At 42.3% G+C, this 19,996-nt stretch carries 15 protein-coding genes; 7 read left to right on the top strand and 8 right to left on the bottom strand.

Annotation, left to right across the window (positions count from 1 at the left end):
* Positions 1-92 precede the first annotated feature (92 nt).
* Entirely contained in the window at positions 93-2,810 is a 2,718-nt protein-coding gene (gyrA, locus tag BM736_RS09925; protein ID WP_076411435.1) for a DNA gyrase subunit A, read from the bottom strand.
* A 296-nt stretch (positions 2,811-3,106) separates the two neighbouring features.
* Here gyrA and ubiG point away from each other — a divergent pair, with 296 nt between their 5' ends.
* The 5 genes from ubiG (at position 3,107) to yfaE (ending at position 8,958) form a co-directional block, all read left to right on the top strand.
* Entirely contained in the window at positions 3,107-3,832 is a 726-nt protein-coding gene (gene ubiG / locus BM736_RS09920) for a bifunctional 2-polyprenyl-6-hydroxyphenol methylase/3-demethylubiquinol 3-O-methyltransferase UbiG (protein ID WP_076411779.1), read from the top strand.
* 16 nt (positions 3,833-3,848) lie between these two features.
* Positions 3,849-4,514: an HAD family hydrolase gene (locus tag BM736_RS09915; RefSeq protein WP_076411433.1), complete on the top strand. Its 666-nt coding sequence runs from the start codon at positions 3,849-3,851 to the stop codon at positions 4,512-4,514.
* A gap of 492 nt (positions 4,515-5,006) precedes the next feature.
* A complete protein-coding gene (gene nrdA, locus BM736_RS09910) occupies positions 5,007-7,295 on the top strand; it encodes a class 1a ribonucleoside-diphosphate reductase subunit alpha (RefSeq protein WP_076411431.1) in 2,289 nt (762 codons plus the stop codon).
* 162 nt (positions 7,296-7,457) lie between these two features.
* Complete coding sequence (nrdB, locus tag BM736_RS09905; RefSeq protein ID WP_076411429.1) at positions 7,458-8,588, top strand: class Ia ribonucleoside-diphosphate reductase subunit beta; 1,131 nt, start codon at positions 7,458-7,460, stop codon at positions 8,586-8,588.
* Complete coding sequence (yfaE, locus tag BM736_RS09900; RefSeq protein ID WP_076411428.1) at positions 8,572-8,958, top strand: class I ribonucleotide reductase maintenance protein YfaE; 387 nt, start codon at positions 8,572-8,574, stop codon at positions 8,956-8,958. The genes nrdB and yfaE overlap by 17 nt, the downstream gene beginning before the upstream one ends.
* Positions 8,959-9,110: 152 nt before the next feature.
* On the opposite strand, the gene BM736_RS09895 is transcribed toward yfaE, so the two are convergent.
* Together BM736_RS09895 and BM736_RS09890 are read right to left on the bottom strand one after the other, a co-directional pair.
* A complete protein-coding gene (locus BM736_RS09895; protein ID WP_076411426.1) occupies positions 9,111-9,548 on the bottom strand; it encodes a hypothetical protein in 438 nt (145 codons plus the stop codon).
* 445 nt (positions 9,549-9,993) lie between these two features.
* Positions 9,994-12,012, bottom strand: a complete 2,019-nt coding sequence (locus BM736_RS09890; RefSeq protein ID WP_076411425.1) for an FAD-dependent oxidoreductase — start codon at positions 12,010-12,012, stop codon at positions 9,994-9,996.
* Positions 12,013-12,178: 166 nt separating this feature from the next.
* On the opposite strand from BM736_RS09890, the gene sppA reads away from it, so the two are divergent.
* Together sppA and ansA are read left to right on the top strand one after the other, a co-directional pair.
* Positions 12,179-14,017 carry a signal peptide peptidase SppA gene (gene sppA / locus BM736_RS09885; RefSeq protein WP_076411423.1) on the top strand — a complete coding sequence of 613 codons (1,839 nt, stop codon included), beginning with the start codon at positions 12,179-12,181 and terminating at the stop codon, positions 14,015-14,017.
* Positions 14,018-14,190: 173 nt separating this feature from the next.
* Positions 14,191-15,204 (top strand): asparaginase, encoded by a 1,014-nt coding sequence (ansA, locus tag BM736_RS09880; protein WP_076411421.1) that lies wholly within the window; start codon positions 14,191-14,193, stop codon positions 15,202-15,204.
* 41 nt (positions 15,205-15,245) lie between these two features.
* On the opposite strand, the gene BM736_RS09875 is transcribed toward ansA, so the two are convergent.
* The 5 genes from BM736_RS09875 to BM736_RS09855 all read right to left on the bottom strand — a co-directional run bounded on the left by BM736_RS09875 (position 15,246) and on the right by BM736_RS09855 (position 19,848).
* The gene (locus BM736_RS09875) at positions 15,246-15,527 is read right to left on the bottom strand and encodes a YeaC family protein (RefSeq protein ID WP_076411419.1); all 282 of its coding nucleotides are present in this window, start codon (positions 15,525-15,527) and stop codon (positions 15,246-15,248) included.
* Entirely contained in the window at positions 15,524-15,841 is a 318-nt protein-coding gene (locus BM736_RS09870; RefSeq protein WP_076411417.1) for a zinc ribbon domain-containing protein, read from the bottom strand. The genes BM736_RS09875 and BM736_RS09870 overlap by 4 nt, the downstream gene beginning before the upstream one ends.
* Positions 15,842-15,902: 61 nt before the next feature.
* Positions 15,903-17,030 (bottom strand): M14-type cytosolic carboxypeptidase, encoded by a 1,128-nt coding sequence (locus BM736_RS09865; RefSeq protein WP_076411415.1) that lies wholly within the window; start codon positions 17,028-17,030, stop codon positions 15,903-15,905.
* Between the two features lie 152 nt (positions 17,031-17,182).
* Positions 17,183-17,866, bottom strand: a complete 684-nt coding sequence (locus BM736_RS09860; protein ID WP_076411776.1) for a response regulator transcription factor — start codon at positions 17,864-17,866, stop codon at positions 17,183-17,185.
* A gap of 209 nt (positions 17,867-18,075) precedes the next feature.
* A complete protein-coding gene (locus BM736_RS09855; RefSeq protein WP_076411413.1) occupies positions 18,076-19,848 on the bottom strand; it encodes a DUF885 domain-containing protein in 1,773 nt (590 codons plus the stop codon).
* Positions 19,849-19,996 lie beyond the last annotated feature (148 nt).

Raw genomic sequence — 19,996 nt, 5'->3', positions numbered from 1 at the left:
TAATATTTTTCTATTTGGAATTATCTTTTCTATTAATCGACGCCTAAAACAAAACGAGCGTCCAATTGGACGCTCGTTTTAGAGATTAAAACCTACTCGGCAGGTTCAGCCTCTGGTGTATCATCTGCTTTTGGGTTTTCACCTTCAACAGTTTCAGTTGCTTCAGCTTCACCGCCTTCAACTACGATAGGATTACCCTCTTCATCAAGTTCGACTTCATCCTCTTGGATCTCATCAATTCTCTGAAGACCGACAACCTTCTCATCGTCAGCAGTACGGATAATGGTAACACCTTGAGTGTTTCGACCAATTGACGATACGCCGGTAGCAGGCGTACGCACAAGGGTACCCTTATCACTGATCAGCATTATCTCATCGTTTTCACCGACCTGAACCGCGCCAACAACAGCACCATTACGATCGCTTACCTTGATTGAAACAACACCTTTCGTTGCTCGGCTCTTCGCTGGGTACTCTTCAAGTGCTGTACGCTTACCATAACCGTTTTCAGTTACGGTTAAGATAGCCCCATCTTCTTTAGGGACAATCAAAGAAACAACTTTTTGATCGTCTTCAAGACGTATGCCACGTACACCTGTAGCGGTACGACCCATAGGTCTTAGTGCCAATACTTCTTCGTTTGTTTCAGGATCTAACTTCACAAGGCCCGTTTCTGAATCACGGACTTTTTCGTTAAATCTAACTACTTTACCAGCATCAGAGAACAACATGATATCGTCATTACCATCTGTAATATCGACACCAATAAGCTGATCGCCATCCTTAAGGTTAACCGCAATAATACCGTTCGCACGTGGGTTACTATAAGCGGTTAGTGCTGTTTTCTTCACTGTGCCATGCGATGTCGCCATGATGATGTACTTGTCATCTTCATATTCACGTACAGGCAAGATAGCAGTAATGCGCTCACCTTCAGATAGCGGCAGTAAATTAACAATTGGGCGACCACGAGCCTGACGGCTAGCAAGTGGTAATTGATAAACCTTAAGCCAATAAAGCTTACCAAAGTCAGAGAAACAAAGAATGGTATCGTGAGTATTGGCTACCAATAATTTCTCAACAAAATCTTCATCTTTTACTTTAGCTGCAGATTTTCCTTTACCACCACGGCGCTGAGCTTGGTAATCGGTCAAAGGTTGATACTTGGCATAGCCCAAATGAGAAAGTGTAACAACAACATCTTCTTCGTTGATCAGATCTTCAAGACTCATATCAACTTCATTGGCATTAATTACTGTACGACGCTCATCACCGAAGTTCTCAAGTACTTCCTGCAGCTCTTCAGTGATCACTTCCATCAAGCGCTCAGGGCTACGAAGGATGTAAAGAAGCTCAGCGATGATTTTTAGTAGTTCTTCATATTCAGCTAAGATCTTTTCGTGTTCAAGACCGGTTAGCTTGTGAAGACGAAGATCAAGTATCGCTTGTGCTTGCTGTTCTGTCAGGTAGTAGTTGCCATCACGGATACCGTACTGAGGCTCTAACCATTCAGGGCGAGCTGCATCATCACCAGCCTTTTCGAGCATACCTTGTACATGACCAAGCGCCCAACCTTGAGCAACAAGCTTAACTTTTGCTTCAGCAGGGGTCGGTGATGCTTTGATAAGCGCGATAATTGGATCAATGTTGGCTAATGCAATCGCTAAAGATTCAAGAATATGAGCACGTTCACGTGCTTTCTTAAGCTCAAATACAGTACGACGAGTAACCACTTCACGGCGATGTAGAATAAAGCACTCTAGCATCTCTTTAAGGTTAAACAATTTAGGCTGACCATTGGTCAATGCCACCATGTTAATACCAAAAGAGCACTGCATTTGTGTTTGTGCGTAAAGATTGTTTAGAACAACCTCACCCACTTCACCACGCTTGATTTCGATAACGATGCGCATACCATCTTTATCGGACTCATCACGTAGACCACTAATGCCTTCAATCTTTTTATCTTTGACTAGCTCGGCAATCTTCTCAATCAGACGTGCTTTGTTAACTTGATAAGGAATTTCGTTAACGATAATACGCTCACGACCATTATCTTCGGTCTGAACTTCAGCTCGTGCGCGCATTACAGCACGTCCGCGACCTGTTTTATAAGCGTCAATAATCCCTTTACGGCCATTAACGATACCCGCAGTAGGGAAATCAGGGCCTGGGATATATTCCATTAGCTGTTCAATTGATAGCGCTGGCTCATCAATTAAGGCTAAACAACCACTGATCACTTCATTGAGGTTGTGTGGTGGAATATTGGTTGCCATACCAACCGCAATACCTGAAGAGCCGTTAACCAAAAGCGTAGGAATACGTGTAGGCATCACTTCAGGGATATGTTCTGTACCATCATAGTTAGGCACAAAATCAACGGTCTCTTTTTCAAGATCGGCTAATAGTTGATGGGCTAACTTATCCATACGGATTTCGGTGTAACGCATTGCTGCTGCAGCGTCGCCGTCGACAGAACCGAAGTTACCTTGACCATCTACTAATGTGTAACGCATTGAAAATGGTTGGGCTAAACGTACAATAGTGTCGTATACCGCAGTATCACCATGTGGGTGATATTTACCAATTACGTCGCCGACAACACGTGCCGACTTTTTATAAGGTTTGTTCCAATCGTTTTTTAGTTCACTCATCGCGAATAAAACACGACGGTGAACAGGCTTAAGGCCGTCACGAACGTCCGGTAAAGCACGGCCAACGATCACGCTCATCGCGTAATCTAGATATGAATTCTTTAATTCGTCTTCAATATTAATTGGTGTTATAGATGAAGCCAGATCAGTCATAAACTGCTCGATCCCTTGAAAATTAGCTTAAATATCATCCTCCCATATGGAGCGATGAAATTGAATAGCCTGAAAACGTGATTTGGCATTCTAACACAGTTATTTTTTGCTACCAGACCCTATTCAACATTCACCAAAAATAAGTGATACAAGACGAATAAGTTAATTAAAATCAAAGAATGTTCGCTAATTCATCAATTGTTGAAATATTCGCTCGTTTCACATTTATCAAGGCTTTGAATCTCATTACCTATAGGTATAATGACCAAAACAGTAAACGCTATCGAGGTGATATAGTGGCCCAGGAACTTCAGCAAGAAATAAATGTCGATCCAAAAGAGATTGAAAAATTTGAAAAGATGGCAGCGACTTGGTGGGATCCTGAAGGAGAATTCAAGCCTCTGCATAAACTTAACCCTCTTAGGCTTAACTATATTGATCAAGCAAGCGAAGGCTTATTTGGTAAACGTGTCCTTGATGTAGGTTGCGGTGGCGGAATTCTCGCTGAGAGCATGGCTAGAATTGGCGCTGATGTCACAGGCCTTGATATGGGCACTGAACCTCTAGATGTTGCTAGGCTCCATGCATTAGAAACTGGCGTGGAACTCAATTATATTCAGGACACTGCAGAATCTCATCGTGAAAACCACCGTGAAGCTTATGATGTAGTCACTTGCATGGAGATGCTAGAGCATGTTCCAAGCCCACGCTCAGTCGTCCAAGCCTGCGCCGATATGGTAAAACCTGGTGGCCATGTCTTTTTCTCTACTATTAATAGAAATCTTCGCGCCTACGTGGAAACTATTCTAGGTGCAGAGTACCTATTAAAGATGCTACCTGTTGGTACCCACGATCATAATAAGTTCATTAAGCCATCTGAACTTATCTCTCTTGCTGAAAATGCAGAGTTATTCTGTGAAGATGCAACGGGTATCACGTACAACCCTATCACTGAAACGTTTACCTACACCAAAAATGTCGACGTAAACTATATGATAGCCACCCGTAAGAGTAACGACTAAACATAACAGGCCTAAAATGACGTTAAGCAAAGCGACAAATAAAATACACGCTGTACTCTTTGATCTCGATGGTACCTTAGTCGATACAGCGCCAGACCTTGTCGCAGCGCTTAACCTTAGCTTAAATGATCATGGTTTCCAGTCTGTTGAGCTTTCTGCTGTCAGAGAGGCAGCCTCTAATGGCAGCTTAGCGCTTGTAAAAGCCGCTGTTGGTCAATCTAGCGATGAGCAACAATACTCGATTCAGCAAGGCTTACTCAATCACTACCAGGTGGTCAACGGTCAGTTTTCACGCTTATTCGATGGTGTCAGTGAGTTTCTAAGTCATTTAGATGACTTAAACATCCCATATGGTGTGGTCACCAACAAGCCTGCACGATTCACTCGCCCTCTTATGCATGCGCTCGCACTGACCGATAGAGTAAAAACAGTGATTAGCGGGGATTCAACACAATTCTCTAAACCCCATGTAGCCCCGATGTTACTCGCTGCGCAGCAGATCAATTGTCATCCTGAAAAAATTCTTTACCTCGGTGATGCAGAGCGTGACCTTATCGCGGCACAAAATAGTGCTATGCATGGTGGTATAGCACTATGGGGCTATATAGGTCCTAACGACTCGCCTAATGACTGGCCTCATAGTTACTCATATACACATCCCAAGATGATAATCCTCGAGTAAAGCTCCAGTGGCGAATTTCGCGCTTTAATTCGCCACATTTCATTTCTTACTCAACAACGGTTGCAAGTCATGATCGAAAGGATCCGATCGTTTTTACACCTAGCGATCTAAAAGATAATCAATCATTGTACTGATCTTCACGATTAAATTTATTCGGCGAATATTTAGCCTGAAGCTCTCAAACCCAATGAGTTCAAACCTTATAGGTAAGCCGCTACTAACCAATTATTTTACCCTCAAGTTATCCACAAGATTCCCCCAGCTTATTGACTGAAAACACACTTGCAAAATGGCGGCAACAACACTATCTTGTACCTTAGAAATTTTAAAACACTATATATTGTGTGTAAGTGACAATCGCAGACACTAGAACCCATTCGGAAAAACTCATGGAAGTTACCGAAGAAGTGTGAATTAAGATTGTTATACAGGGAATCGTAAGGAGAGCTGTGCTGCTCTTCTTCATAATATTAGAATCAAGGCCTATCTTTAATGAATAGCAATATGAAAGTCACTAAACGCAGTGGCGAACGCGAAACAATTGACCTCGAAAAAATCCATCGCGTCATCGACTGGGCAGCAAAAGATCTTAACAATGTCTCAGTCTCAGAAGTTGAGCTTCGCTCCCATCTACAATTTTTTGATGGTATCCCTACTGAAGCTATTCATGAAACTATCATTAAAGCCGCCGCTGATTTGATCTCCCCTGAGGCACCTGATTACCAGTTTCTTGCCGCTCGTTTAGCTGTTTTTCATCTACGTAAAAAAGCATTTGGACAGTTTGAGCCGCCAAAACTTTATGACCACGTCGTTAATTTAGTTGAGCTTGGCAAATACGATGCCCATATCCTCAACGACTACACCCGCGAAGAGATAGATATCCTTGATGGATATATTGACCACTGGCGTGATATGAACTTCTCTTATGCTGCGGTAAAACAGCTAGAGGGCAAGTACTTGGTCCAAAACCGTGTGAGTCATGAGATCTATGAAAGCGCACAGTTTCTCTATATTTTAGTGGCAGCTTGTTTATTCGCGAAATACCCTGCTGAAACGCGTCTGAGCTACATTAAGAAGTTCTATGATGCGGTATCAACCTTTAAGATCTCATTGCCAACACCAATCATGGCTGGCGTTCGAACCCCAACTCGCCAATTCAGCTCATGTGTATTAATTGAGTGTGGTGACAGCCTTGATTCTATTAATGCGACAGCTTCCTCTATTGTTAAGTACGTCAGTCAGCGTGCCGGGATAGGTGTGAATGCAGGGCGTATTCGTGCTTTAGGTAGCCCTATTCGTGGTGGTGAAGCATTCCATACTGGCTGCTTGCCTTTCTTCAAGTATTTCCAAACTGCGGTAAAATCTTGTTCACAAGGTGGTGTACGCGGCGGTGCTGCAACCCTGTTTTACCCTTTATGGCATCTAGAAGTTGAATCGCTGCTCGTACTTAAGAACAACCGTGGTGTTGAAGACAACCGTGTACGTCAACTTGATTACGGTGTTCAACTTAACAAGTTGATGTACCAAAGATTAATCAAAGGCGGCTCAATTAGTCTGTTTAGCCCATCGGATGTCCCTGGTCTATACGACGCTTTCTTTGAAGATCAAGATGAGTTTGAACGTCTATACCATCAATATGAGCAAGATGAGTCTGTACGTAAGACACAAGTTAAAGCCAGTGAGCTTTTCTCGCTACTGATGCAGGAGCGTGCTTCAACAGGCCGTATCTATATTCAGAATGTCGATCACTGTAATACCCATAGCCCATTTGATAGCAAAGTTGCACCAGTAAGACAGTCAAACCTCTGTCTAGAGATTGCTTTGCCGACTAAGCCACTTAACAACATCGATGATCCAGAAGGTGAAATCGCGCTTTGTACCCTTTCAGCATTAAACTTGGGCGCAATTAAAGATCTTTCAGAGCTTGAATCACTGTCTGATCTTGCAGTTAGGGCACTTGATAACCTACTCGATTATCAAGACTACCCACTGATCGCAGCGAAAAAGTCATCAATGAATCGTCGTACGCTTGGGATAGGCGTGATCAACTTTGCAAACTACCTTGCCAAAGAAGGTGTGCGTTACTCTGACGGCTCTGCAAACAACATCACTCATAAGACGTTCGAAGCCATTCAATACTACTTATTGAAAGCCTCAATGAACCTGGCAAAAGAGCAAGGTGCATGCCCCTCTTTCCATGAAACAACATATTCTAAAGGTATCTTGCCAATTGATACCTACAAGCGTCACCTCGATCAGATTTGTGATGAACCGCTTCATATGGACTGGGAAACACTGCGTCAAGATATCGTCCAACACGGACTACGTAACTCGACACTTTCAGCACTTATGCCGTCAGAGACATCTTCTCAAATCTCTAACGCGACAAATGGTATCGAGCCACCTCGTGGACTAATCAGTGTTAAATCAAGTAAAGATGGTCAACTTAAGCAAGTGGTACCTGATTTTGAAAAGTACCAATATAGCTATGAGCTGCTTTGGCAGATGCCGAATAATGATGGTTACTTACAGTTAGTTGGTCTAATGCAGAAGTTTGTTGACCAAGCTATTTCAGCAAACACTAACTATGACCCATCACGCTTCGATGGTCAGAAGGTCCCGATGCAAGTACTGCTAAAAGATCTTCTTAATGCATACAAGCTCGGTGTTAAAACCCTTTATTATCATAACACCCGTGATGGTGCGACCGATGCTCATAACGATATCGTTAGTGTCGAAAAAGAAGATGAAGGTTGTGAAGGCGGCGCTTGTAAGATCTAAGCACCTCTACTTTCATTGAAAAATAATAATGTGAGCCAATAACAAAGGTAAGATTACTTTTTAATTGGCTCACAATTTTTGTAAGCGTTTCGTGATATTCAGTCGTACACCTACTTTTTCGACATTTATCACAGACCAATTAGCTATCTCTAAGGGACGTTCATGACCTACACGACGTTTAACCAAGTAAAAAATGATCAACTACTCGAACCTATGTTCATGGGCAACTCCGTTAACGTCTCTCGTTATGATCAACAAAAACATGTCTCTTTTGAAAAACTTATCGAAAAGCAGCTGTCTTTCTTCTGGCGTCCAGAGGAAATTGATATCTCAAAAGATAGAGCCGACTGGCAGCGTTTAACTGAGTCTGAGAAGCATATATTCATCTCAAATCTCAAGTATCAAACACTTCTCGACAGTATGGCCGCTCGCTCAGTCAATGCCGTATTACTACCACTTGTTTCGCTGCCTGAAGTTGAGACTTGGGTAGAGACTTGGGCATTTAGTGAAACGATCCACTCACGTTCATACACCCATATTCTACGAAACCTATTCACAGAACCTGGTGAAGTGTTCGATGATATCGTGGTTAACCCAGCTATTTTGAAACGTGCCACCAGTATTGCCAAATACTTTGATGATGTGATTTTAACGACTCAGCTTCTTCAGTCGCAAGGTGAAGGGACTTACGAAGTTGAAGGCACAACAATTGAAGTGTCTAAGCGCAAACTAAAAGAGCGTCTGTATCTTGCAGTGTGTTCTGTGAATGCTTTAGAAGCAATTCGTTTTTATGTTAGTTTCGCCTGTTCATTTGCTTTTGCTGAGCGAGAACTACTTGAAGGTAATGCAAAAATAATCAAACTGATTGCCCGTGATGAAGCGCTACACCTTTCAGGTACTCAGCACATTCTTAAACTGTGGGCTAATGGCAGTGATGACCCTGAGATGGTTGAAGTTTCTCAAGAGCTACGCGAACAGGGACGCCAAGTATTTCTTGATGTTGTAAACCAAGAGAAAGAGTGGGCAGATTATCTATTTAAAGATGGCTCGATGATCGGGTTAAATGCTGAAATATTGAAGCAGTATATTGAATATATAAGTAATAATCGTATGGAAGCAATTGGCTATGAACCGCCATTTGCCATCAAGAACAACCCACTTCCTTGGATTAATACTTATCTTGTCAGCGATAACGTTCAAGTAGCTCCACAAGAGAGTGAGATCACTTCTTACCTTGTTGGCCAAGTTGATGCGACTGTCTCAGATGATGATTTCGATGACTTCGAACTTTAAGATCCTACATAAGGCACCTATTGTAAGCCTTAATGGACAACCAGTGCTGCTGTTCAATCAGCAGCATATCAGTCTGTTAGATGCACTCGAACAGAAGAGAGTTAAAGTCTTCTCTGAGTGCCGCAACGGTTACTGTGGTGCATGTAAAACCAAGATCAATAGTGGCAGTGTTGTTTATCATACACAGCCACTTATTGAGCTTGAAGATGATGAGTGTTTGCCTTGCTGTTGTACCCCAACGAGCGACTTAGACTTAGCATTATCGAGTGCGGGTGCAGAGCTTGCGCCCAAGCGAGCTACTACGACGCCAACTCAAGGCCATCGACAAGTCTCAAGCCCATCCGAGCTTAAGCCAAACAGCCCGACTTAAATTGCCATTCAGTACGACGCAAAGAACAAAGCGCCGTAAAACTCATCCCTCGCTGTCATCTAACTAGCGTAAAACCTTAATTTTCTTAAAAGGTTTACCAATTCAACCGCTAATCAAAGGTAACTTTTTAGCCAGCTAAAAATTGCTTTGAATTACGTTTCCAATAATATCTCTGAACAGATGACACTCTTTAACTGATTAGCATTGCTCACTTTAAACTTAACCGCAGTATCGAGCATTTCCAGATCCATTCCTGAGTAAAAAGCATAATCTAAATGACCAGTTTCATGGCGAGCTAACGCAATAGCGAATGCAGTAAAAAGTGTTTCTCTATGGGATGTATCTCTGAAGTGGCAAGCTCCATTGATAAGTGCGGATAAAACTAAAGATTCAGTATTGGATCTTTGACAAAACAATCCAGTATGCCACCTTTCATTCATACAGAAAGCTGATTCAACCATATCTTTGGAGCAGTTGATAACATCAATGTTATCCGAGCAGATCGTGTTTGCTCTCTTTAACCATTCACCGACTTGATATGAGGAGTTTGACTTATGAAACGATGCGCTAGAGCAGCTAAATAAACTCATTTTAAGATCCTTAATAGTTGGTGGGGAAGCGGCTCACAGAGCCTGTGAGCTAGCAATTAGTGGCAATATTCCTACCCCGAAACCAACACAGCCCCGAGCATTTCTGATCAGGGCTGATTTTACTTAACTGTCATTTGCTGCTTATTTTGATTAGCTAGGTGCTAAAACATTACTCAACAAAATAGTAAGCATATTTAGTAAATATGGAATCTTAAAAAGTAAAACTATCAATTATTATCGGCAACAATTAATTTAACGTCAATACGATCCACAAATAGGGAGACCTTAGTCTCATATCATGGCACTAACTTGACTTAAGCAGCTTGAATTCAACAAGTAAATGTCAAAGCTTTGCTATAGATCATCACTTTGTAGATAGATGACTGTTCCAAAGAAAAAGCATACTCTCTATTAAATCAGCCTACCAAACTTTAGCTGTGTATACTTACAGCTTTATCGCAAGTTCTGCACCTTGTCTGATTGCGCGCTTTGCATCAAGCTCAGCGGCAACATCGGCGCCACCAATAAGGTGTACGGGCAAACCTGTTGCCTGCATTTCGTCAAACAAACTTCGGTTAGAAACTTGTCCTGCACATAGCACGACATTATCGACTTCTAGTACCTGCGCTTTATTATCTACCGTTATGTGAAGCCCCATATCGTCAAACTTTTGATAATTTACGCCTGCGATCATATTAACATTATGCTGTTTTAAAACAGCGCGGTGGATCCAGCCAGTTGTTTTGCCTAAGTCTTTACCCATCTTGCTTGTCTTACGCTGCAGTAGATAAATCTCTTTCTCGTCTCTATGATTAGATTCAGCGACCATTAAGCCACCTGGCTCGGCATAGGTTTTATCTATTCCCCACTCCTTTAGCCAACGGTTTGGATTTAAGGTTGATGACTCTCGCTCACAAAGAAAATGCGCCATATCAAAACCAATACCGCCTGCCCCGATGAGCGCCACGCGTTCACCTAATTTTACTTCACCGTTTAATACTTGCTGGTAATCAACGACGCGTGCATCGTCAAATCCCTCAATATCAATCGCTCGAGGCACAACACCTGATGACATCACAATTTCATCAAACTGCTCATCACGTACAACAGATGCATCGAGGCGAGTATTGAGTCTAAGCTCAACATTATTACGCTTCATCTGTTCATTAAAATAGCGAATTGTCTCATCAAATTCCTCTTTACCAGGGACTTTCCTTGCCAAGTTGAACTGACCACCCACTTCACTTTTCGCTTCGAAAAGTACCACCTCATGACCACGCCCTGCAGCATAAACTGAAAATGCCATACCGGCAGGTCCGGCTCCCATCACCGCAATACGTTTTTTCTTAGTAACAGGGTGAAAGTTAAGTTCTGTTTCATAACAGGCTCTTGGGTTGACAAGACATGTTGAACGTTTTCTGGCAAAAACATGATCTAGACAAGCTTGATTACAGCCTATACAAGTATTGATGAGTTCAGGGGTGTTGGCCGCAGCTTTATTAACAAAATCCGCATCGGCGAGGAACGGTCTAGCCATTGAGACCATATCAGCCTGCCCAGAGGCAATAATGTTCTCTGCAACTTCTGGGGTATTAATGCGGTTAGTTGCAACCAGAGGCACTGACACTTCAGTTTTGAGTTTTTCAGTCACCCAAGCAAAAGCGCCTCTAGGGACACTTGTAGCAATAGTCGGTACTCTGGCTTCATGCCAACCAATACCAGTATTAATAATGCTTACCCCAGCCAGCTCTAGACGTTTAGCCAGGTCTACCACCTCTTGCCAGCTCGAGCCTTTATCAACCAGATCTAGCATAGATAGCCTAAAGATAATGATGAACTCTTTACCCACTTTTTCTCGAATGCTGCGAACGACCTCTAACGGGAAACGAATACGGTTTTCAAAATTACCTCCCCACTCATCCGTCCGAACATTGGTCCTTGCACAGACAAATTCGTTAATCAGGTAACCTTCAGACCCCATGACCTCAACGCCATCATAGCCCGCTTTTTTTGATAGGGCAGCTGATGAAGCATAATCTTTGATAGTGCCTTTTATCTGCCTGACAGACATTGGAGATGGCGTAAACGGATTAATTGGTGCCTTAAGTTTACTAGGTGCGACTGAGAATGGATGATAGCTATACCTGCCTGCATGAAGCAGCTGAATACAGATCTTACCGCCAGCATCATGTACGGCGCGCGTGATCCCTTTGTGCTTGCCCACTTGCCATGGGTAACTAAGCTGACAACCGTTAGGCGCAAGTCTTCCTCTAAGATTAGGCGAAATACCCCCGGTGACAATAAGGCCTACACCACCTAAGGCACGTTCCTTATAAAAAGCTGCTAGTTTGTCAAAGCCGCCCTTCTCCTCTTCTAAACCCGTATGCATTGAGCCCATAAGTACACGATTTTTGAGCTGGGTGAAACCTAAGTCTAAAGGTTCTAATAAGTAAGGAAACGACATTCAAACATCCTTTTAAAACAAGTGATTTAAATCAGCATACCTCTTGTTTACGTTAAGCTCAATACTCGAATAGAGGCCAGTTTATTAGATTCCTTTACAATTGAATTACCCTTTGATGTAATTTTTCAGTTAGCATAGACCTATTAGAGCCATAAAGGATTGGATAATGTCCGCTAAACCCTCATTAATTAAAAGAATATTTCTGCTGCTATGGAATACCATCAATGGGATCCGTAAATTTACCCTGAACCTATTTTTCTTCGGGATTCTCGCAATACTGCTGATTGCAGTCACTTCAGATGAAGCGGTTAAAGTAGAAGACGGCTCAGCCTTAGTATTAAACCTCGCAGGTTCAATTGTCGAGCAAAAGCGTCAAGTTGACCCGTTTGAAGCTGCGATGAAAAGCAATAAAAGCAATGATGCAGGTGAACTATTACTCGCTGATATATTAACGATTATCGATAACGCTGCCGCCGATGAGCGAATCTCTGCGATAGTGCTTGATATGGGTAAACTCAGATGGACTGGCGTCAGCAAGCTACAAACCATAGGTGAAGCACTCAACCGCTTTAAAGCATCGGGCAAACCTATAATTGCAAAGGGCAACAGTTACGGCCAAAACCAATACTTTCTTGCTAGCTTTGCCGACACTATCTACTTAAACCCCCAAGGTAGCGTTCAAATCGAAGGCTTAAGTCGTTATCGTCAGTATTATAAATCTGCCTTGGATAAGTTAAAAATCAATGCCCATATTTTCAGGGTTGGTACCTTTAAATCAGCCGTTGAGCCTTATATACGTGACGACATGTCCCCTGCCGCTAAAGAGGCTAATATTGCGCTGCTTAACGATCTCTGGGCAAGCTATGCTAAAACGGTAGCAAACAACCGTGATATTGCATCTGATAGTCTTGTTTTAAATGCTCAGGACTACCTTGCTGAGCTCGATAAAGCTGGCGGAAAATCGGCTGATATGGCGATTAATTTAGGTTTAGTAGATGAACTCGCCTCTGAAGAAGCGTTTCGCTTACAGATGATTGATCTTGTTGGTAAAGCTGCTGAAGGTAATAAATACAAGCAAGTTAGCCTTACCGATTATCAATCATTGATCACGACCCTTCCAGATCTTCTTATCGAAGATACAGTCGGTATCATTGTAGCTAAAGGTACAATCCTTAATGGAAACCAACCCGCTGGCCAAATTGGTGGTAAAAGTACTTCACAACTGCTAAGAAAAGCGAGATTCGATGATCAAGTAAAAGCTGTAGTGCTTAGAGTCGACAGTCCTGGCGGCAGCGCGTTTGCGTCTGAGCAGATCCGTCAAGAAGTCATTGCACTTAAAACTGCAGGTAAACCCGTTGTTGTGAGTATGGGCAGTTATGCCGCCTCTGGTGGTTACTGGATCTCTGCAAGTGCAGATTATATCTACGCAACCCCAACAACACTCACAGGCTCCATCGGTATCTTTGGTATGATCACCACTTTTGAGGATTCTCTTTCAAGCATAGGTATACACACCGATGGTGTAGCGACCTCTGAATGGGCTGGGATCTCAGTGGCTAAAGGGATAACACCTGAAATAAAAAGTGTTATCCAGCGTCATATTGAGCGCGGTTATCAAGACTTCATCTCACTCGTGGCTAACGAACGAGAGATGAGCCTAGAGGCTGTGAATAATATCGCTCAAGGGCGAGTCTGGTCTGGCCAAAAGGCATTAGAGCTTGGGCTTATCGATGAAGTTGGCGATCTTGATAATGCTGTAGCAAAAGCGGCAGAGATGGCTGAGCTCACCGACTTTGATACTCAAATTATCGAGCAGGAACTGACCCCACAAGAGCAGTTTATTCAGGAAATGTTTGCCTCTGCTGCAGTGTATCTTCCACAAAGTGACATAGGAAACTCAGTGATAGAGCAACTGCTGATAAAATGGTCAGGCGTTATCGATGAGTTTAATAGCTTCGATGATCCAAACGGTATGTATCTCTACTGTGATAACTGCACGCTTTAAAAGCTAAACGTATACTTAGCCCGATAGAGTCAACACTATCGGGCTTTTTTATTGCCTGAAACCGCTATAACACCTACCGAATCACTTTTTTCCTACTTTAGTCTCATAAATCATTGGGTGAACCTACTCAAACAAGTATACTTCTGCCAAATTGCGATCATCAGAAAATAACAATGAAAAAACGTTCAATATATGTAGCCTACACAGGCGGCACAATCGGTATGCAAAAAACAGATCATGGTTTTGCGCCTGTTGCTGGATTTTTAACTGACTGTGTAAAAGCAATGCCAGAGTTTTATCATGATGATATGCCAAATTTTGTGATTCAAGAGTACAGTCCATTAATCGATTCATCTGATATGGCACCGACTGATTGGCAGATGATTGCCGATGACATCAAGCGCAATTATGACAAGTATGATGGCTTTGTGATCCTGCACGGTACTGACACTATGGCCTTTACCGCTTCAGCCCTGTCATTTATGCTGCAAGACCTTACAAAGCCTGTCATCGTTACCGGCTCTCAAATCCCCCTTGCACAGTTAAGATCTGATGGACAAACAAACCTACTAAACTCGCTTTATATCGCTGCAAACTATCCAATAGCAGAAGTCGGTTTGTTCTTTAATAACAAACTATTTCGCGGTAACAGAACGACTAAAGCCCATGCTGATGGCTTTGGGGCTTTTGCATCTCCTAACTTTCCATTGTTATTGGAAGCAGGTATTCAAATTCGTGTAAAAGCCGGCGAGATTGCAAAGCACGCTGAAAAAAAGCTCGGGGTTGCATGTATTAGTCCGCAACCGATAGGTGTTGTGACTCTTTACCCTGGGATCACCACAGATATTATTGAAAATATTCTTCAGCAACCGGTTAAGGCTCTTATCTTGCTTACCTACGGTGTCGGTAATGCACCTCAAAACCCAGCCTTATTGAAGGTACTCTCTGATGCGAGTCAACGAGGGATAATCCTTGTCAACTTAACTCAGTGTCTACAAGGGAAGGTAAATATGTCTGGCTATGCCACCGGTAACGCCCTTGAAGCGGCTGGTGTGATAAGTGGAGCTGATATGACGACTGAGGCCGCCTTGACAAAATTACACTATCTACTGTCTCAACCACTCTCAGCCGATGAAGTTAGGCAGGCAATGCAAAGAAGTTTAGTTGGCGAGTTGAGCGAAGATTAATAAAAAGCTTAGGAGCGAGTGATTAGCTCCTAAGTCTGTTGTTAGAGGTCTTTCTCTTTAAATTCAGCGATTGCCTCACCTTTAAACTGTTTCTTTAGCTGTGACTTGCTTAGTTCGTTAAGCTCACCGTTACCATTAACGGTGAGATGGTCAGTCTGCTCAAGCCTTCTCGCCTGATAAAGCATAACCAATTGCATCGTCGACTCTAACTGCTCAGCAGATAGACGTGTACCATCTTCCCACTTTCCAAGCTCCACGCCAGTGATTAACCTTTCATAGACTTCATGAGGCATCTCATCAACGAGTTTATTAATATCTGTCATACTTTTTTCCGTTTATGCAGCACTATTCTTACTCTAGTGATTAAGTATCCCACAAAGCCTAAAACGAAAAAAGCGCCAGCAATGTATGATCGCATACCTTCTGCAGGCTCACCGCCCCAAAACCAGATAACAACCCCAGCAATAAAGAGTGTCATACACAGCATACTGTGGTTCAAAAGTTGATTCCCACGTTTAATATCACTGATAACTTTCATTGATTGAGTATTACCAGTCAGATCAGCTTTGCATGAACTGCATTCTTTTGCTTTATTGGAAATCCGCTTCTTACAACTCGGGCATTCTATTAACGCCATGACTACCTCTAGCTCTTATAGTACGTAAATGAGGCCAGAGTCATCTCCAGCCTCACGTTGATTACTTCAATTCATCAACGACAGCGAGCATGGCTGTAAGTGATGCTTCGCCAAGGTAAATAGAACGCTCAGGAGACCAGCCTGACATAGGATCAGCAAGATTATCATTATCTTTAAAAGGCATTTCAAGCGTATTTGATAAACATTGGAAAGTTTCTGCCACCCAATTAGACGCTACTGTTAAGTTGGCTTTTCCTGGCTCATCTTTGTCATAGCCAAATTTAGTTTGAAAATCAGCGCTGGTTAGCATTAATGCATCAACAAACTTTTGCTGTAATTTAGCCATCTTGTCGTTGTAAGAAGGAACGCCCTCACAGCCAGCAAGAAATACATATGGCAAGCCTTCATCACCGTGAACATCGTAAAAAAGATCCACGCCAGTTTCTTTCATCTTATTGGTCACGTGGAATACTTCTGGGCTTTTCTCTAAAGAGGGGCTTTGCCATTCTCGGTTTAAATTGACCCCAGCAGCATTCGTTCTTAAATGTCCTCTTACGCTACCATCAGGATTCATATTTGGCACAATATAGAAGTTAGCTTTATCGAGTAAGGCTTTGGCATTAGCGCAGTCACTATCGAGCAAATTATTAATAAAGCCTTCAACTAACCATTCAGCCATAGTTTCACCTGGATGCTGACGTGCAGTGATCCAGATATTTGCTTTAGATTCATCACCATTGCCAACCTTAACTAAGGTCAGGTCACGATTATCGAGTGTCAGCCCTAAATGCTCTAAACTGACCAGTGGGTGGACCTGTACAGCGGCAAGTAAATCTTGATGACGCTCGTAGCTGTAAGGAGCAAAGTATGCAATTTGAATAGCATCACAATCAAGATCTACTGCTATAGTCAGTTTACCGTCTTTGTACTCAGTTGGTAGCCTAAACCACTGCTGTCTATCGTAGGTAGCCACAGCCTGATAGTTTTCCCACCCTTGTGGGTAGGAAGCCGAACCAGCATTCATAATATTAAGGATATAGCGGTTACCGACTTCACCGTCGAGACGGAAATTAAACCACTGATAAAACTCCCCACCCTCATCTGGGCGTATCGCTAATTGCACATCATTAATATCGTCTTGATTGATGACTTCGATATTTCCACCATCAAAATTTGCACTGATCCGCATACCAATTCCTTTAATTATTCTAATAGAGTGAGCCACTGCTATTTATCGACTCAATTGATTGCCTATAGGATAAACGAAATTAAAAACTTGGGTAGGGATAAAAACAAAAAAGCCACATCGAGTGTGGCTTTTACATACGAAATGTTAATCAATTACCAAGCTGCAAAACTATAACCTTGACCCCTAACAGTATTGATCAAGGTTTTAGGTAGCTGAGTATCAGCTAATTTTCGCCGCGTATTACTAATATGCATATCAAGATTACGGTCAAATCGACCTAAATCTTTTTGTAACACACTACGTTGCAGTTCCTGCTTAGTGATCACCTCTCCTTTTCGTTCGAAGAGATATTTAAATAATTTAAACTCAGTTTGAGTGAGAGTTACTTTTCTCGAGGCGATAGAAACACTATATTGAATCTCATCAAATTTGACTTCATTGTCAGATGTTGAGAGCGGTAATACTTGCTCTGCCCGAGTTAACTCTACGCGACGTTGTAATGCAATCATGCGGACTAAAAGCTCCTTTACGCTAAAAGGCTTCGTCAGAAAATCATCAGCCCCTAGTTCATAGCCTTTTATTCTTTCATCTTCATTATCGATGGCAGAAATAACTATCACAGGGATCTGATCTTTCCTTGCAGCCAATAAACCAAATCCATCTAATTTCGGCATCATGATATCTAGCAGTATTATGTCGGGGAGGTCTTTATCTAATAGTGTCAGTGCCTCAAAACCATTCTCAGCACAAACAATATCGTGTCCTTCTGCCTCTAACGCTTCCTCAAGTAATTCCCTAAAAACTAGATCATCATCAACCAGTAATATTTTGCTCATCTCACCAAACATTGCGAATGCGAACCGTTATCATTAACACTACTATAGCTAATGTTAGATTTCCAGCAGTTTTTTATATAATTGTGAGCCATGCTAGTTATTTATACTAAGACTTAAGGTTAATAGTTTGTGAATAAACTGCACTTGATACGATAAAAAGCGAAAGGCCAGCTTATGCTGGCCTTTTTTAAAAAAGCGTGGTGTGGAAATTACTGCTTGAGCATGAGCTCCTTAATGTATTTTACTGGGGCGCTGCCGTAGCTTAGGAACTCCTCATGAAAACCCTTTAAAGAAAACTTCTCACCTTGAGCGGCTTTCTGCTCCTCTCTGAAATCATAAATTTCACGATAGCCAGAATAGTAACTAGTTAACTGAACTTGGCTAAGTGTTGCCCTTCTCCACTTACCTTCGGCCTCAGCGGTTTGCTGGAACGCCTCTTCTGTCATCAATGCAATGGCTTGCTCTTCAGTCATCCCTTTAACTTGAATGCTGTAATCAAGGATGGTGTTGGCGATAACACGTAGGTTCCACTTGTAATACATTAACCAAAGTTCTGGCTCAAAATCTCCATACCCCTCTTCAAGCATCATACGTTCGGTATAAACCGCCCAGCCCTCAACCATCGCGCCATTGCCAAACAGGCTCTTGATCATACTTGGAGATTCATTCGAGTAAACAAGCTGGGTGTAATGCCCTGGGATCGCTTCATGAATATTGAGTACCTGTAATATCCAATGGTTATATTCACGCAGATAACTTTCAGCTGATTCATCACTCATGCCATCAAGCGGCGTTACATTGTAGTATGTGTTGCTTGATTTTTCGTATGGGCCCGGTGCACTGATAGAGGCACCTGCAAAACCGCGCATATATTCGGGAGTTTCACGTACAACCAAAGGTTTTTCGGGGTCTAAAGTAACCAGCTTTTTATCATTAACAAACTTAATCAGTTCAGGAATTTGTGCGCGAACCTCATCAACAAAATTATCACGTTGAACATGTTTAGATGATAACTTATCAATCAGTTGTCGCGTTGCAATATTGTCATCTTCAGGCTTTGCTGTATCAAAGTATTTAGACCAAAGTTGCTCAGTGATCTTTGCCATCTCCTTTTGAACCCTGACTTTATCCGCCGAGGCTTTCTCATACAGTGCTTTACCACTCATTCCAGCCTGAATATCAAAAGAGAACTTCTCTTCATAAAGCGCTTCGCCAATTCTAAAACTACGAGCGCCTTGCTGTTCAAGTTTTGTCGCTAAATCCTCTAGCCAAGTTATCTGTTCATTAATTGCATCCGTTGCTAGGTTAAAGCGCTGGACGAATAACGCCTTTTCATCTTCAGTCAGCCCAGAGTTAGAGACTTGCTCAAGTAGTTCATCGGAAAAGACCGAAAAAGCCCCCTGATTCTGCATATGCGCCAGCTGGGTATGCTCAAGTGTAGGGTTAGTGATGTTTTCGCGTGCTGCGCGATAATACGCAGGAACATTTTCCATTCTTGCAAGCACTGAGCGTAAACGAGTATCTAGCGGCGCGAAATCTTCATTGATCAACTGCGCGAAACCACCAGCAACATTATAAGAGGATGGATCCCACTGCCATGATTTAAATTTAGTGATATCCCAGATATCTCTTTGAAGCAGATTCTCCATTAGTCGATAATCAATTAACTCACTTGGCGTTAATTTTGTTGTGTCAAATGCCGTTAACTTTTCAAGTTGGCGCTGATTAAAAGCGAGTGAATGGGCTCTATTTTCAGCATTAGGCACTTTCAGCACACCATCATATTTGTGAAAGCCGCTATACAATGCCCATGTAGGCGACTCTTTCCATAGTTCATCAATAAATTGAGCTGAGAATGTAGCAAAGCTCTGTTGCTGCGCAGCCTGCGAATTAACTGGGGTAGGTTTATCTTTCTGAGTTTGACAACCTGCTATGCCTGCAAATGACAAAACAATCGCTAATGATAAGGTGGCTTTTTTCATTTTAGTTTCCAATTTTATTTTCGTTATTATCCAGGGACTAATACCAAACGGTATACCCTGTATTTAAATGGCAAAACGAGGCTGACAGTTAAACATGAATGAGTAAAAAGATCAGCTTAAGCTACTATTTTGTAATAGAAGTTTACAA

The organism is Shewanella sp. UCD-KL12, assembly GCF_001957125.1.
Classification (GTDB): domain Bacteria; phylum Pseudomonadota; class Gammaproteobacteria; order Enterobacterales; family Shewanellaceae; genus Shewanella.
This window is presented reverse-complemented; position numbering and strand designations above follow the sequence as displayed.